The 13,741-nt window shown below is 26.3% G+C and carries 13 protein-coding genes; all 13 read right to left on the reverse strand.

Features of this window, described 5'->3' with window-relative positions; all coding sequences use genetic code 4:
- Positions 1-4 precede the first annotated feature (4 nt).
- The 13 genes from SCORR_RS03730 to SCORR_RS03790 all read right to left on the reverse strand — a co-directional run bounded on the left by SCORR_RS03730 (position 5) and on the right by SCORR_RS03790 (position 13,741).
- On the reverse strand, positions 5-865 hold the full coding sequence (locus SCORR_RS03730; protein WP_094049286.1) for a hypothetical protein: 861 nt from the start codon (positions 863-865) through the stop codon (positions 5-7).
- An 18-nt stretch (positions 866-883) separates the two neighbouring features.
- A complete protein-coding gene (locus SCORR_RS03735) occupies positions 884-1,171 on the reverse strand; it encodes an MMB_0454 family protein (RefSeq protein WP_094049288.1) in 288 nt (95 codons plus the stop codon).
- A gap of 12 nt (positions 1,172-1,183) precedes the next feature.
- Positions 1,184-1,741: an elongation factor P gene (efp, locus tag SCORR_RS03740; RefSeq protein WP_094049290.1), complete on the reverse strand. Its 558-nt coding sequence runs from the start codon at positions 1,739-1,741 to the stop codon at positions 1,184-1,186.
- Positions 1,742-1,790: 49 nt separating this feature from the next.
- Positions 1,791-2,741, reverse strand: coding sequence for a methionyl-tRNA formyltransferase (gene fmt / locus SCORR_RS03745; RefSeq protein WP_094049292.1), 951 nt, complete (start codon positions 2,739-2,741; stop codon positions 1,791-1,793).
- Positions 2,729-4,792, reverse strand: coding sequence for a DUF2779 domain-containing protein (locus tag SCORR_RS03750; RefSeq protein ID WP_094049294.1), 2,064 nt, complete (start codon positions 4,790-4,792; stop codon positions 2,729-2,731). The genes fmt and SCORR_RS03750 overlap by 13 nt, the downstream gene beginning before the upstream one ends.
- A gap of 143 nt (positions 4,793-4,935) precedes the next feature.
- The gene (locus SCORR_RS03755; protein WP_094049296.1) at positions 4,936-5,559 is read right to left on the reverse strand and encodes a hypothetical protein; all 624 of its coding nucleotides are present in this window, start codon (positions 5,557-5,559) and stop codon (positions 4,936-4,938) included.
- Positions 5,560-5,599: 40 nt separating this feature from the next.
- Positions 5,600-6,718 carry a tRNA 2-thiouridine(34) synthase MnmA gene (gene mnmA, locus SCORR_RS03760; protein WP_094049893.1) on the reverse strand — a complete coding sequence of 373 codons (1,119 nt, stop codon included), beginning with the start codon at positions 6,716-6,718 and terminating at the stop codon, positions 5,600-5,602.
- On the reverse strand, positions 6,714-8,360 hold the full coding sequence (locus SCORR_RS03765) for a hypothetical protein (RefSeq protein WP_094049298.1): 1,647 nt from the start codon (positions 8,358-8,360) through the stop codon (positions 6,714-6,716). The genes mnmA and SCORR_RS03765 overlap by 5 nt, the downstream gene beginning before the upstream one ends.
- An 18-nt stretch (positions 8,361-8,378) precedes the next feature.
- Positions 8,379-9,260: an ABC transporter permease gene (locus SCORR_RS03770; protein WP_094049300.1), complete on the reverse strand. Its 882-nt coding sequence runs from the start codon at positions 9,258-9,260 to the stop codon at positions 8,379-8,381.
- Positions 9,250-9,954 carry an ABC transporter ATP-binding protein gene (locus SCORR_RS03775; protein WP_094049302.1) on the reverse strand — a complete coding sequence of 235 codons (705 nt, stop codon included), beginning with the start codon at positions 9,952-9,954 and terminating at the stop codon, positions 9,250-9,252. The genes SCORR_RS03770 and SCORR_RS03775 overlap by 11 nt, the downstream gene beginning before the upstream one ends.
- A 109-nt stretch (positions 9,955-10,063) precedes the next feature.
- Positions 10,064-11,215, reverse strand: coding sequence for a DnaJ C-terminal domain-containing protein (locus SCORR_RS03780; RefSeq protein WP_094049304.1), 1,152 nt, complete (start codon positions 11,213-11,215; stop codon positions 10,064-10,066).
- Positions 11,216-11,266: 51 nt separating this feature from the next.
- The gene (gene dnaK / locus SCORR_RS03785) at positions 11,267-13,054 is read right to left on the reverse strand and encodes a molecular chaperone DnaK (RefSeq protein WP_094049306.1); all 1,788 of its coding nucleotides are present in this window, start codon (positions 13,052-13,054) and stop codon (positions 11,267-11,269) included.
- Between the two features lie 24 nt (positions 13,055-13,078).
- Positions 13,079-13,741 carry a nucleotide exchange factor GrpE gene (locus SCORR_RS03790; RefSeq protein ID WP_094049308.1) on the reverse strand — a complete coding sequence of 221 codons (663 nt, stop codon included), beginning with the start codon at positions 13,739-13,741 and terminating at the stop codon, positions 13,079-13,081.

The raw sequence follows: 13,741 nt of genomic DNA on the forward strand, positions 1-13,741 counted from the left end.
ATAATTAATTATTTTTAATTATTTTAATATTTTTTTCATTAGTATTTTTGGAATTACTATTTTTATTAATAGGATTTTTAGCCATACTTATTTTCTTATTTATTTTTCAAATTATTAATATGTATATAATATTTACAGAAATAAATAAGATGTGAACTACAATAAAAAGTAGAAAAATTGAAAAAAATGTAAATAAGACATTCCCAAATACATCATTGAAGTTTCCTCCATTATCAAAATCAAATGTCTTATTAGATACTGGCGCATATGGGTAAACAATTTCAAAAGGTATTGATGAGAATCTATCATCATTTAAGAAAATAAATACTCTAAACATTAAATAAATGGTATATACTCAGGGATAAATTAAATATCCTGCAAAATAACTTCTAAAGTACTTTTTCAAAGTAATATCACTTAAATCTATATTCATAAACATATATGTAATAGTTGAAATAGGAACTACTACGTGCATAAATACAGAATAAATTCAATCAATAACTCTTGTATCATAGCCATTTTTTAAAGTTGCAGGAAATAAAACACATACATAAGTTATAAAAGTTACAGTTATATAACTTGTAACAAATAATAAAAGTGTTTTATTCTTACAAAATCTTATTTGATTATCATAAAAAATTACTCTAACTAAAAAATAAGCACCAACAATACCATTACTTTGAAAAGTAAAAAAACTTGTAAATTGCCCTTGAAATATAACAGGTGAAAATGGATAATCAACATTTCTAAGTCAATGTTGATTAATCATATGTTCTGCATAAACAAAAACCAACATACCTAATATTGTAGTGCACATCGTTAATTCTCAATAAAAAGTTTTGCTCTTTCACTTAGATCTTTTCATAAATACCATCTTTCTTAACTAAATAAATGATACCGATATAGTTTTAGGTTTAACCCCAATAGTTTGTTTAATCAATTCATTTATAGAATGAATTATTTTTCTTTCATCAATACTCACAGTTTCTCTATTTTCAACTTTGATTTTAATGTTTATAAACATACTATTTTCTTGTTCTCAAAGAACTACTACTTCTAAATTTAAAGATGAATCTATATTACTTTTTATATCTTTATCAATAATTTTAGTTATAATTTGGTCTTCTACTTGAATTTCACCAGATGAGTTTTTTTCTAATGTTATATACATATTATTACCTTTCTAGTTAGCTCTTCCGTAATATTTACCATCGTTTGTATTTACTACAACTTTTTCCCCTTCTTTAATAAATAAAGGCACAGTTATTTCTAATCCAGTTTCTAAGACAGCTTTTTTTTGCGCACCACTTGTTGTATCACCCTTTACAGCTGGTTCTACTTCAGTAACGATTAACTCCATTTTTTCAGGGATTGTAATACCTAATATTTCACCATCATATTCAGTTAACTTTACCATTGTACCATCTGTTAAAAACTTTAATTCTCATTCAAGTTTTGTATTAGATATTTCAACTTGGTCATATGTTTCAGTGTCCATCAACATACAAATATTTCCATCATTGTATAAATATTGCATGTCTTTTTTTTCGATAAGTGCTTTATCAACTTTATCTCCACCAGTAAAGGTTAAATCAACTCTTGAGCCAGTTCTTAAATTTTTTACTTTTAAAGAAACCTTTCCTTGTTGTCTTCCTGTTTTAGAAAAAGCATTTTCTAGAACTACAAAAATATTTCCATCATATAAAAATGTATTTCCAGGTCTTAAATCATTAACTAACATATTATTCTCCTTGTAACCATAATATATTTATTATATATAACTTTTCACTTTATTTAAATACCATAAATGGTTTAAAAAACGCATTTTCTTGTTTATAATAAATTGATGCCGGTAGCATTTTTTTTCCTTCTCTTTGGAGTTCCTCAATACGTATAAAACTTGTTTTAGTGGCCACAATAATACCGCTTTTATCAATAGCAGCTATTTCTCCAGGCATGAAAATTTTCATAGGAATAATTATAATATCATTTACACCTATTAATGAAGTTTTTTTAATTTTAATCCTTTCATTTTCTAAATATGTAAAGGCAATTGGTGACGGAGATAAAGCTCTAACGAAATTGTGTACTCTATTAGAATCTTGATTTCAATTAATTCTTTCTTCCTCATTTGTAAGATTATAAGCAAACGTTACTTCTGAATCGTCTTGCTTAAATGGTTTAATTTGGTTATTAAAAATTTTATCTATGTCTCTTAAAACCATTTTATAAGCAAGTTCCCCTAAATTTCTGAAAACTATTTCATTATCATCATTTAAGTTAATTAGTATTGAATCTTGAGTGTAAACATCTCCTGCGTCCATTTTTTTTACCATTTGCATTAAAGAAATACCAGTTTCCTTATCCCCATTCATTATTGAATATTGAACTGGACTTCCCCCTCTGTATTTAGGCAAAAGACTAGCATGCACATTTATACAATTCTTAAATAAACATAGTATTGAGTTTGGTATAAATTGTCCATAAGCACAAGTTACTAGAAAGTCTGCATTTAATTCTTTAATATCATCTATTATATCTTTGATTAAATTTGGTTGATATATTTTATAATTTTTAGATTCTGCATATAATTTAATCGGAGATTTTATTAATGTTTTTTTTCTGTTTAAAGCCTTATCTGGTTGAGTTATTATTGCACAAATTTCATAACCTAACTCTTCAAGTGCTTGCAATGGTTTCAATGAAATGATCGGTGTGCCACAATATATTATTTTTTTCATGTTAGTACCCCATTTTCATAAATGCAATAAGTTTTTACAAGTTCTTTAATTGCTTGTAATAATGCAACCATCGCCAGTGTATCACGATCGCAATATTTCAACATATCTGGTCTTATTATTTTTTCATATTCATCTTGTGAGATTATATTATCTAAATATTGTCTAAATATTTTACTAGCTCTATCACCTTTATTAATAATTAAATCTTTATATGATAAATCAGGAACCAAAACAGGTTGGGTTTTTTTAATAGAATACGAACCTTTAAAATCAGGGTGGTATATTAATCAGTTGTTTTCTTTCATTTTAAAGAACTCCATTAAATCAATGGTATTACAATAAATATACTTAAGAGGATAAGCAACTTCAGGAAACATCATTATTGCATTTTTTAGAACTGTTTTTTCAAAAGACTTATTATAGGCAACATATACCCCAGGTCCATACTCAAAACAATCCTTTATAAAATTGTTTAAGAATTCTATTCTGGGATCTTCTTGTTTATCTGCAATAAAATTTTTATGTTTAATGTTTTTCATTGTTTTAAAATCAAAATCTTCAGATAAAATTGTATGTATTGAATATTGGAATGGAATTTGTTGATAAGATCAAGAACGGTCGTATTTTGGAATTGCTCATTTAGAAGTTTCAAAATCATACATATAAACAGGAGTTTTTGTATACTCATTTAGTAATTTTTCAATATCTTTTAATTTATTTCTGTTAACTATATAATTTGAAAATTTCTTGTCATTTTTAACATAATCCTTAATCACTGTAATTAATCTTGCTTGATCTTCTTTAAAAACTGGTTTTTCGTTTATATAATAATATTCATCAAGTGGATTATCAATTCTATTTATATCAACTTCTTCATAAAATTCATTATATAAAATAGCGGCATTTTTTTTAAATCTTGAAAAATCATAAATTGTATATTGATTTACATCATAATAATTAACAACGTGATGACAAACTTCAGAACTAGTTCTACAAGTAAGTTTTTTATAATTAAATTTCGGTTTATAATGGATGTCGTTTAATAAGAAGGTTTCATTTTTAAAATCTCTTTCCATTCCTTCAAATATTTTATCCATTTCTAATAAATAATCTACACCTAGAAAGGCTTTTATCAAATCGGAAAATAACGGACAAGATTTTGACTGTTCAAGATAATTAACTATTTTAAATAATTCATTATACTCAATGTCAGATTCGTATTTATTATGTTTAATAAAATAATTATTTAAATTAGGTTTTATATCTTTTTCATAATTAGGGCAGTTGTCTTTATATTGTTCAAAAATATCTGTTACCACTTGCTTATAGTCGGTTGATAAACCTTTTATATACTCTGGGTTTATTAAACCAATAAATATGTCGTCAACAAAGTAACCATTTTTTTCTAATAAATATTTTTGATATAAAACATCATAAAAATGTTCTAGTTTTGAATTAGTTGAAGCTTTAAACTCAACAATGTCGAAGCGATTTTTTCCTTTATTAATCAAAACATCACATTTTGTATAAAGCTTTTCCCCAAACTTAAATGCAGGTTTAAAGATATAGAGAAAATTATCATTAGTTAATAGTTCTTTTGTTTTTTCTACATTATTTTCAAAACTAAAATCACTTAAATCAAAAAAACTTTTATTACTATTGTTTTTTTGATTATATTCAACTAACAATGCCTTATAGTATTCAAATGCAGCTATTAGAACTTGTTGTCCATCTTCGACAGTTTCATTACTTGGTACTAGACTTTCAATTCCAATCTCTTTATCATATTCTTCAATTAAACTTAGAATTTCATTATTAGGAGTCAATTCTTTATCTTTAAAAAATTTATTATATACGTCTAAAAATGAGAATTTTGTTGTGTCAACATCTTCATCTAATTCTTCATAACTAACATAGTGAATAACTATATTTTCATTTTTAATAAATTCTTTTGTTTTTCACAAATTTTCTTTTGAACTAAATATCCAGGCAATTTTAGGACATACACTTAAATACGTCTTAAAACTTTCTTTATCTATTTTAATACTCATAATATCACCCGTTTTACTTATTGATAAGTAGAACTTATTTCTATATATTGATAATATAATAAATTTAGTTTAATAAGAATATTTCCAAATAAAAATTCTCCATATAACATGGAGAATATTATTAGCAACAAATTATGCTATATTTATTTGTTACGTTTTGGAACAAACTTAACTGTAGTTTGTTTTAATGCCTTATCAATTTGAATTTGAGCGTTAACATTATTTTTTTGTTTTTCTTTTTCTAATTTTAGATTTTGAATCTCATTTTTCATTTGATTCTTTTGTTCGATTAATCTTAATCTTTCTTCGTCTCTTAAAACTTTACGTTCTTCTTTGGTTAATTTAACTTTTTTTTCTGCAATTGCAATTCTTTTTCTTGTATCTTCAAGATCAAGTTCTTTGTTAACTTGTCAAGTTGTTGTATAATTCTTTTTGCCTTCTTTTGTAGTTATACCTTCAACCTCAAATGATCTAGTAGACATAAGGTTATTAGTCTTTGCTTCAAAAATATTAACAACAACATCAAAAACGTCTCTATATTTATATTCAGCACCTTTTCTGGCATATACTTTTTCATATTCTAATTTTACATTCTTAAGATTTTGACTTTTAGATAAATAATTCTTTATTTCTTCTCTTACTATCTTTTTACGTTTCTTTTGTTCAACTTTTTGTGCCTTCTTACTTGTAATTGAAGAAACAATAATAAATATTAAAACAATAACAATAACTACACCAATAATGGCTGGCGTCATTAATTCGCTCATAATATCTCTCCTTGATATATATTAATTTTATATTATTTTATTAAAAAACGCTATCTATTATTCCACCACCAAGACAAATATTATCAATATATAATACAGCTTGCTGTCCTTCTGTGATTGCTCTTAAAGGTTTTGTAAAAACTACCGATAAATCATTATTTTTTAATAGAGTTACATCAACCAACACATCTTCTTGCCTATATCTAAATTTAGAGTTACATTCAAATCTATTGTTAATAAGTACATTTTCTTTATTGATTATCCAATTAAAATCCTTAATAGTGCAACCATTAGAGTATAAATACTTTTCTTCACTCAAACAAGATACATATAAAATCTTATTATCTATATCTTTTTTTGCAACATAGTAAGGTTCTTTGTTTCCACCCAAATTAAGTCCTTTTCTTTGACCTATTGTATAATACATTACACCAATATGTTCCCCTAAAACTCTATTTGTTTCAATGTCAATAATTTTACCTGGTTGGTTGGGAATATAATTTTGTAAAAACTTAGTAAAGTTTCTTTCTCCTATGAAACAAATACCTGTTGAGTCTTTTTTATTTGCAACAACTAATTCTAGCTTACTTGCAATTTTTCTTACATCTGGTTTTTTATATTCATATAAAGGAAACAGAGTTTTTGATAGTTGGTACTGGTTTAACTCTGAAAGGAAGTAACTTTGATCTTTATTTAAATCCTTTGCTTTTATTAAATTATATTCCTTGTTTATATCATTATAAACTACACCAGCATAATGACCCATTGCTATATAATCAGCTCCAAGAATATCTATCGCATGCCTTAAAAATAAGTCAAACTTTATAAATTTATTACATAATATATCAGGATTTGGGGTTCTACCCTTTTTATATTCAAAAATAAAATACTCAAATACTTTATCTCAATACTCTTTTATAAAATCAATACGATGAATTTTAATTTTTAATTTTTCAGCTACTAATTTAGCATCATTATAATCAACTTCCTGAGGGCATATTTGACTAGAATGGTTATTTCCTAATACGTCATTATTAATATTGCTATCTCAGTTTCTCATAAAAAGTCCTTCAACTTCATAACCTTGATCAATTAATAACTTTGCAGCAACTGATGAGTCTACACCACCACTAAGCCCAACTATAACTTTCTTTTTAATAATTTTCACCTTTTACTTTTTTTAATCCTTTTTTTACATTTTTTTTCTCTTTTTTTGTGAGTTTTACTATATTTTTAATATATTTAGGATCATCTAATAAACTTTCAAAATCACTAAACTCAATTATTTCTTTATCAGTATCTTCATTTTTAATTTTTTTTGCTTTTTGAAGTATATTACTTAACAATTGTGTAGTATCAGCTGATTTTCTTTCGAAGAGTTCTTTAACTTGTTCTTTAAGTTCTTGTTTATTATTATAATTATTTAACACTTTATTAAAATCATCTAGAGTATCACTTAATGATTTATCATATTCATCAGCTACATTTATCCTATTATTTTCTTTTTCAAGTTTTAGTTTTAATTTTTTTTCTTTTCTAGATTCTTTATCTAAAATCTCTTCTTGCTTTATGTTTCTATTTTCATCAACGATATGGCTGTCATTTTTATCGACTGAATGATATTTATTATCATTATCTATTATTTTATTATTGGATTCTTCATTATTAATAACTTCTTGTGAATCTATATTGTTAGATAAATTATTATCTTTTTGGTTTTCTTCTATTTTTGCATAATTATCTTCGTTTACGACTTCTTGTTTGTTAATAATTTCTTGTGAATCTATATTGTTAGATAAATTATTATCTTCTAAGTTTTCTTCTTTTTTTGCAAAATCATCTTCGTTAACAACTTCTTCTTTATTACCGCTTTCCTTGTTATTAACAATATCGTCTTGACTTATTTTATCGTAAAATTTACCAAAACTTTTCTGTAGTTCAACAAAAAACTCTTGGTCGTCTTTTGTCATATTTTCTGAATAAATTGGTGCAACAGTTTTTTTATATTCTTGATATGAAGTTTTATTATTTTTATAATCCTTACTGTGTAAATATTGTTTAAATCTAGATTTTTTAAAATCTGAACGTAGTTTTGTTTTCATTTTAGAAAAGTTATTTTTTATCTCATCCATATCAATGTTTGTAGTATTTCTTTGATCATTATCAACTTTAATATTTTTAAAATCTTCTATAGTTAAATCTTTTAGTTTTTCTAATGAAGTTGTTTTATCAATAACTGTTTCATTGTCTTTGTTTGCATTATTTTTTTCTATGATGTTATTATCTAAATTTGTGTTTGAAATAGCAATACTATCAAAATAACTTTGGTCTTTATTTGTAACTTCTGTTTCAGAGTCTACAAGTCTATAATTTTTAAAATTATCTTTTAATTTTAAATTTACATTTAATTTATCAAGCAACCTATCTTTGTCCATTTGTTCTTGCTCATAAGCTGCTCTTCTTAAATCAATAATCTCTTGTCTAATTCTTGAAGGTTTTTGTTCAATTGTTCTATCAAGTACACTAAAACTTTCGTATCTTGGTTTTTGTAAATCAAATTTACTAAAGGTGATTGTTTTTTCAATAGGTCTAAAAAAATTAGAGTTAGGATTTTGAATAAGTGATATTTTATTATTTTTATTCAATTCGCTTAATTGATCTACATCTATTGTTTTATCAAAATCAATTGTTAAAGATACATTACTATCATCTTCAAATCAGAATTTATCATCTTCATCATCTTCTAGAACGCCATTATAACCTTCTCTGCGAATTTTTAAGACTTTTATTTTGTCAGACATGTTATCACCTACTTTATGTTATCTTTTTTTGTGTCACTTAAATGTCAATGAAGTTAAAATAAATAATAAAACTATTATCAATATTGCTCCAAGCAATGGTTGCCACGTACTTGTGAATACATGATAATTTGCATCACCATTATCATTTCAATTACCAGTATTAAATCCAGCATGATTTCAATCACCTTTTGAAAATTGCGAAAATAATAATAATGCAACAGGATATTTTAAGGGAATAAAATAAGTAAATATTCTTACACCATTTACTGATTCAAATAATCTTGGGTCAAGCATAATTCCCGAAAAGAATATACATATAAAGTAAATTATCATAGCAGTACCTTCTGTTGCACCACTATCACTAAAATTACCTCCAATTAATGTTGCTAACCCAATGGTCATTAAGGCGATTAAGCTTATTGCTAAAATAAAATATCCCCAATTCATATTCTTGTATAATTCTATAACATCACTTGTACCAATTGCCAATCCCGCTATTATTTCAACAACAACTCCTGACCACCCTATCAAAAAATAAAATAATCATAGACAAAATACAAAGTTTTTCTTGCTAATACCTGTTGTATCAATTCTTTTTAAGAGTATAGAATTCTTTCACTCAACAATTGAAGTTGATAGTGAAGTTAAAATTGTTAAACAAGGTAATGCTAAATAACCTAATATAGCACTTCCTCTATTACTACTATTTTCTTTTGAAAACAAAAAGTAAAAAAGAGTTGTAAAGAATATTGGAATAATATATGTAAAAAGTGGTCCACGAACATTCTTAAAAAAAGACTTAGCAATCAATTTAAATAACTGTGTAAATATTAATGTATTTTGTTTTAGATTAAATTTAAGATTTGGGTTTTCTAAATTTTGTGTTTGTTTATTTTTCATTTAAATCACCTTTGTAAAACTTTTCCATTAAATTTCTAACACTTCCAAAATCTTTTTTTACATTTTCTATACTTTTATCAAGTAATACTTTTTTATTATCAATTATTATAACCCTGCTACATAGTGTTTCTACTTCTTCTGGATGATGAGAAACAATTAATAATGTTTGTTTTTTTTGAATTTTTTGCTTAAAAAATTCTAGAATCTTAAATTGTAGTTCCATATCTAATCCAGTAGTTAATTCATCTAATATAATTATTTTTGGATCATTTATGATGGAAAGCAGTGCATTAAAACGTTGTTTTTGACCACCACTTAGTCTATTCAAAGGTGTTTTAAAAAATGATTTTATTTCAAATGTATCATCAAGAACGTCAAATTTCTTTCTAGAGAAGTTTGGAAATACTGTTATATAAAATTCAATAATATCTGCTGCACATAAACCTGACGGTCAATTTCCATCTTGAAACTGAATACCTATTTCTTGTTTAATGTTTCTGTCAATATTTATCTTAATATCCCCTTTTGTAGGTTTATTAATTTTTGCAATCATTTCAACTAAAGTAGTTTTACCTGCGCCATTTTTACCCAAAAATGCAACAGATTCCCCTTCATTAATATCTATAGATATATCTTCTAATATAACTTTATTTCTATAACTTTTAGTTAGATTTTTTATTTCTATAAGCTTCATATTTCACCTTTTAGTAAATTACATAATATAATTTTAACACTTTTAAAAATGTATTATTACATTTATGTAATAACAATAATAAAAAATCAAAAGATTTTCTTTTGATTTTCTACTCTTTTAAATTATTTTCTACTTTAAATTTTGTTTCTTTATCAAGTAACTCAAATGCATCTTTTTCTGATGATGATAAATTGTCAGGAATAACTATATTAATTTCTAATAAAAGATTACCACGTTGAGAAGTTTTGACTCCTTTATAAAGCCCTAAACCTTTAACTTGAATAATATCATTATTTTTTATTCCTTTGGTAATTTTTACAGTTTTTTCACCATCAAGAGTGTCTATTTTAATTTCTTTACACAATAAAGCATCAATGTAGCTTAGATCAAATTTATATTTTATATCATAATCATCTATGATTTGTAGTTTTTTTGATGACTTTAGATCAATATTTATATATATATTACCTTTTGTTTTTGATGCCGAAGAGTAGTTTCCGATACCCCTCATAACAATTTGCTGACCAACGGTTAGACCTTTTGGAATCGGTATTTTAATAGTTCTGTTTTTAACATAACATCCATCACCCTTACAATCTTTGCAAGGATTTTTAATTATTTTTCCTTCACCCTTACATTTAGGACATGCTTGTTGTGTTTGAAACTTTGCAATACCCATATCTTGAACGACCGTAACAACACCTTGCCCTTTGCAGGTATCACAAGTTGAAATATCTGATTTAGAGAGTGCCCCTACACCTTTACAAGATTCACATTCGCAAACTAAGTCTAAATTAACTTCTTTATCAACACCAAATAGTAACTCTTTAATACTTAAATTTATTTCTAAAATAATATCTTTTGCTCTAGATGATCTAGAATTTGAACTTCTTGAACCAGAAGAGAATCCTGAACTATTACCTCCAAAAAAACTTGAAAATATGTCAGAGAAGAAGTCATTGCCACTTCCTCCACCCATATTTGAAAAGAAATCATTGAAACCAGAACCAAATCCGCTGAAAGAAGAACCAAATCCGCTTAAACCGTCATGTCCAAATTGATCATAAGCTTTACGTTTTTTGTTATCTAATAATACCTCAGCAGCTTCTGTAGCTTCCTTAAATTTTTCTTCTGCATTATCTTCTTTTGAAATATCAGGGTGATATTTTTTAGCAAGCTTACGATAAGCTCTCTTTATTTCGTCTTCAGAAGCGTTTTTATCTACTCCTAGAACTTCATAATAATCACGTTTTTTTGCCATTCTGAACCCCTTATCTATTAACAAAAAACAACATCGAAGTTGTTCTTTGAACTATTTTTTCTCTTCTTCTTCTTTAGAATCTTTATTCTCATCAACTTTTGCTTGCGCTTGTTGTGCCATCAAGTCTGATGCAGCTTTCATTGCTTGTTCTAAATCAGACATTTTTTTATCTAAAGCTTCGTAATCTTCTTTAGTAATTAACTCTCTAATTTCTTTAGCAAGTTCTTCTGATTGTTTTTTTTGTTCTTCGCTAACTTGATCGCTAGCTTCTGATAATGAAGATTCAATTATATTTAAATAACTTTCTGCTTTATTCTTTAATTCAATATTTTTACGTTTTTTCTCATCAGCTTCGTGGTTTTCTTCAGCTTCTTTAACCATACGTTTTATTTCATCTTCACTTAAACTTCCAGAATTTGAAATTGTAATAGTTTTTTCTTCATTTGTATCTTTATCTTTTGCTGTTACTGAAACAATTCCGTTAACGTCAATTTTAAAGGTAACTTCTATTTGAGGAACTCCTTTTGGAGCAGGTTTAATTCCAGTTAATTGGAATTGACCTAATGATTTATTATCTGAAGCCATTGGTCTTTCACCTTGTAAAACATTTATATCAACGGCTGGTTGATTATCAGCAGCTGTTGAGAATACTTGTGATTTTTCTGTTGGTATTGTTGTGTTTCTTGTAATTAAAGGTGTCATAACTCCACCCATTGTTTCAATACCTAAAGTTAATGGAGTAACATCAAGTAATAATACATCAGTTACATCACCAGCAAGAACTCCACCTTGAATTGCTGCTCCCATAGCAACAACTTCATCTGGGTTAATAGTTCTATTTGGTTCTTTACCTAATAAAGATTTAACTAAATTTTGAACTGCAGGTATTCTTGTTGAACCACCAACTAATAAAACTTGATTAATATCAGTTGCTTTTAACTTAGCTTCTGCTAAAGCATCTAATACAGGTTTTTTAGTTCTTTCCACTAAATCTTTAGTCATTTTTTCAAACTCTGCTCTTGATAATTTTGTTGAAAAGTTAACTGGGCCACTTTCATTCATTGCTATAAATGGTAAGTTTATTTCAGTTTCAACTTGACTAGATAAATTAATTTTTGCTTTTTCAGCTTCATCTTTGAATCTTTGTAATGCCATTTTATCTTTTGATAAATCAATATTAGCTTCTTTTTTAATTTTATCTGCTATTCAATCCATGATTTTTTTATCAAAGTCATCTCCACCAAGCATATTGTCTCCTGATGTTGATAATACATCATATGTTCCATCTGCTAATTCAAGTAATGAAACGTCAAATGTCCCTCCACCTAGGTCATAAACTAAAACTTTCATTTCTTTATCTTTTTTATCAATACCGTATGCTAATGCTGCAGCAGTAGGTTCGTTAATAATTCTTTCAACATCTAGACCAGCGATTTTACCTGCGTCTTTTGTTGCTTTACGTTGTGCATCATTAAAGTATGCTGGAACAGTTATAACAGCTTTAGTTATTTTTGTTCCTAATTTTTCTTCAGCATATTTTTTTAAGTATCTAAGTATTTCAGCTGATATTTGTTCAGGTGTATAATCTTTGTTTTCTAATTTAGTTTTTTTATTAGTCCCCATATCTCTCTTAATTGAGATTGCAGTATTTGGATTTGTAACTGCTTGTCTTTTTGCAGCTCCACCAACTATAATATCACTATTTTTAAATGCAACAACTGATGGTGTAGTTCTTTGACCTTCAGGGTTTTCTAAAACCATTGGTTGTCCACCTTCCATAATTGCAACACAAGAATTGGTTGTACCTAAATCTATTCCTATAATTTTTTCTTTTGCCATATTTATATCCTCCTAATTTAATTTCTATTTTGCTACTTTTACATTTGCATGCTTAATTACTCTGTCATGCAATTTATATCCATTTGAGATTACATTAGTAATTTTCCCGCTACTATATTTATCAGTTTCAATTTGTTCAATAGCTGAGTGAATTTCTGGGTTAAAGTCGTCTCCTTCTTTAACTTCTATAATTGATACTCCTGAGTTGCTTAATGCTTGATCAATTTGATTAATAATCATTTCAAAACCCATTAAATAATTTTTAATCTCAGGATTTTCTGGAGATGAACTTATAACACTTCTAAACATATCAATAGCTGGTAGAATATTTGATGCTAACTTTTCTCCACCATATTTTTTTATTACAAGATATTCATTTTGGAAACGTTTGACAGTATTTTGATTATCTGCAATAGCCATTAGTTTATCTTCTTCAAGTTTTTGATTCTTCTCGATTAGTTCTACAAAGCTAAGCTCCAACTTCTCAATATCTGATAATTCTTGATTATTTTGATTTTCTTCATCTTTATTATCTTTCGATTTTTTACTTAAATTTTTGTTATCTTTGCTTTGCTCAACTTCTTCAACTTGTTTATTTGATTGTTGAGGTTGAGGCTTTAGTTGATCAAGTTCCTTTTTTAACTTATTAATAAGTTCAAATATGTCCTTGTTACTTTTAATATCCAT

Source organism: Spiroplasma corruscae (assembly GCF_002237575.1).
Classification (GTDB): domain Bacteria; phylum Bacillota_I; class Bacilli_A; order Mycoplasmatales; family Mycoplasmataceae; genus Spiroplasma_A; species Spiroplasma_A corruscae.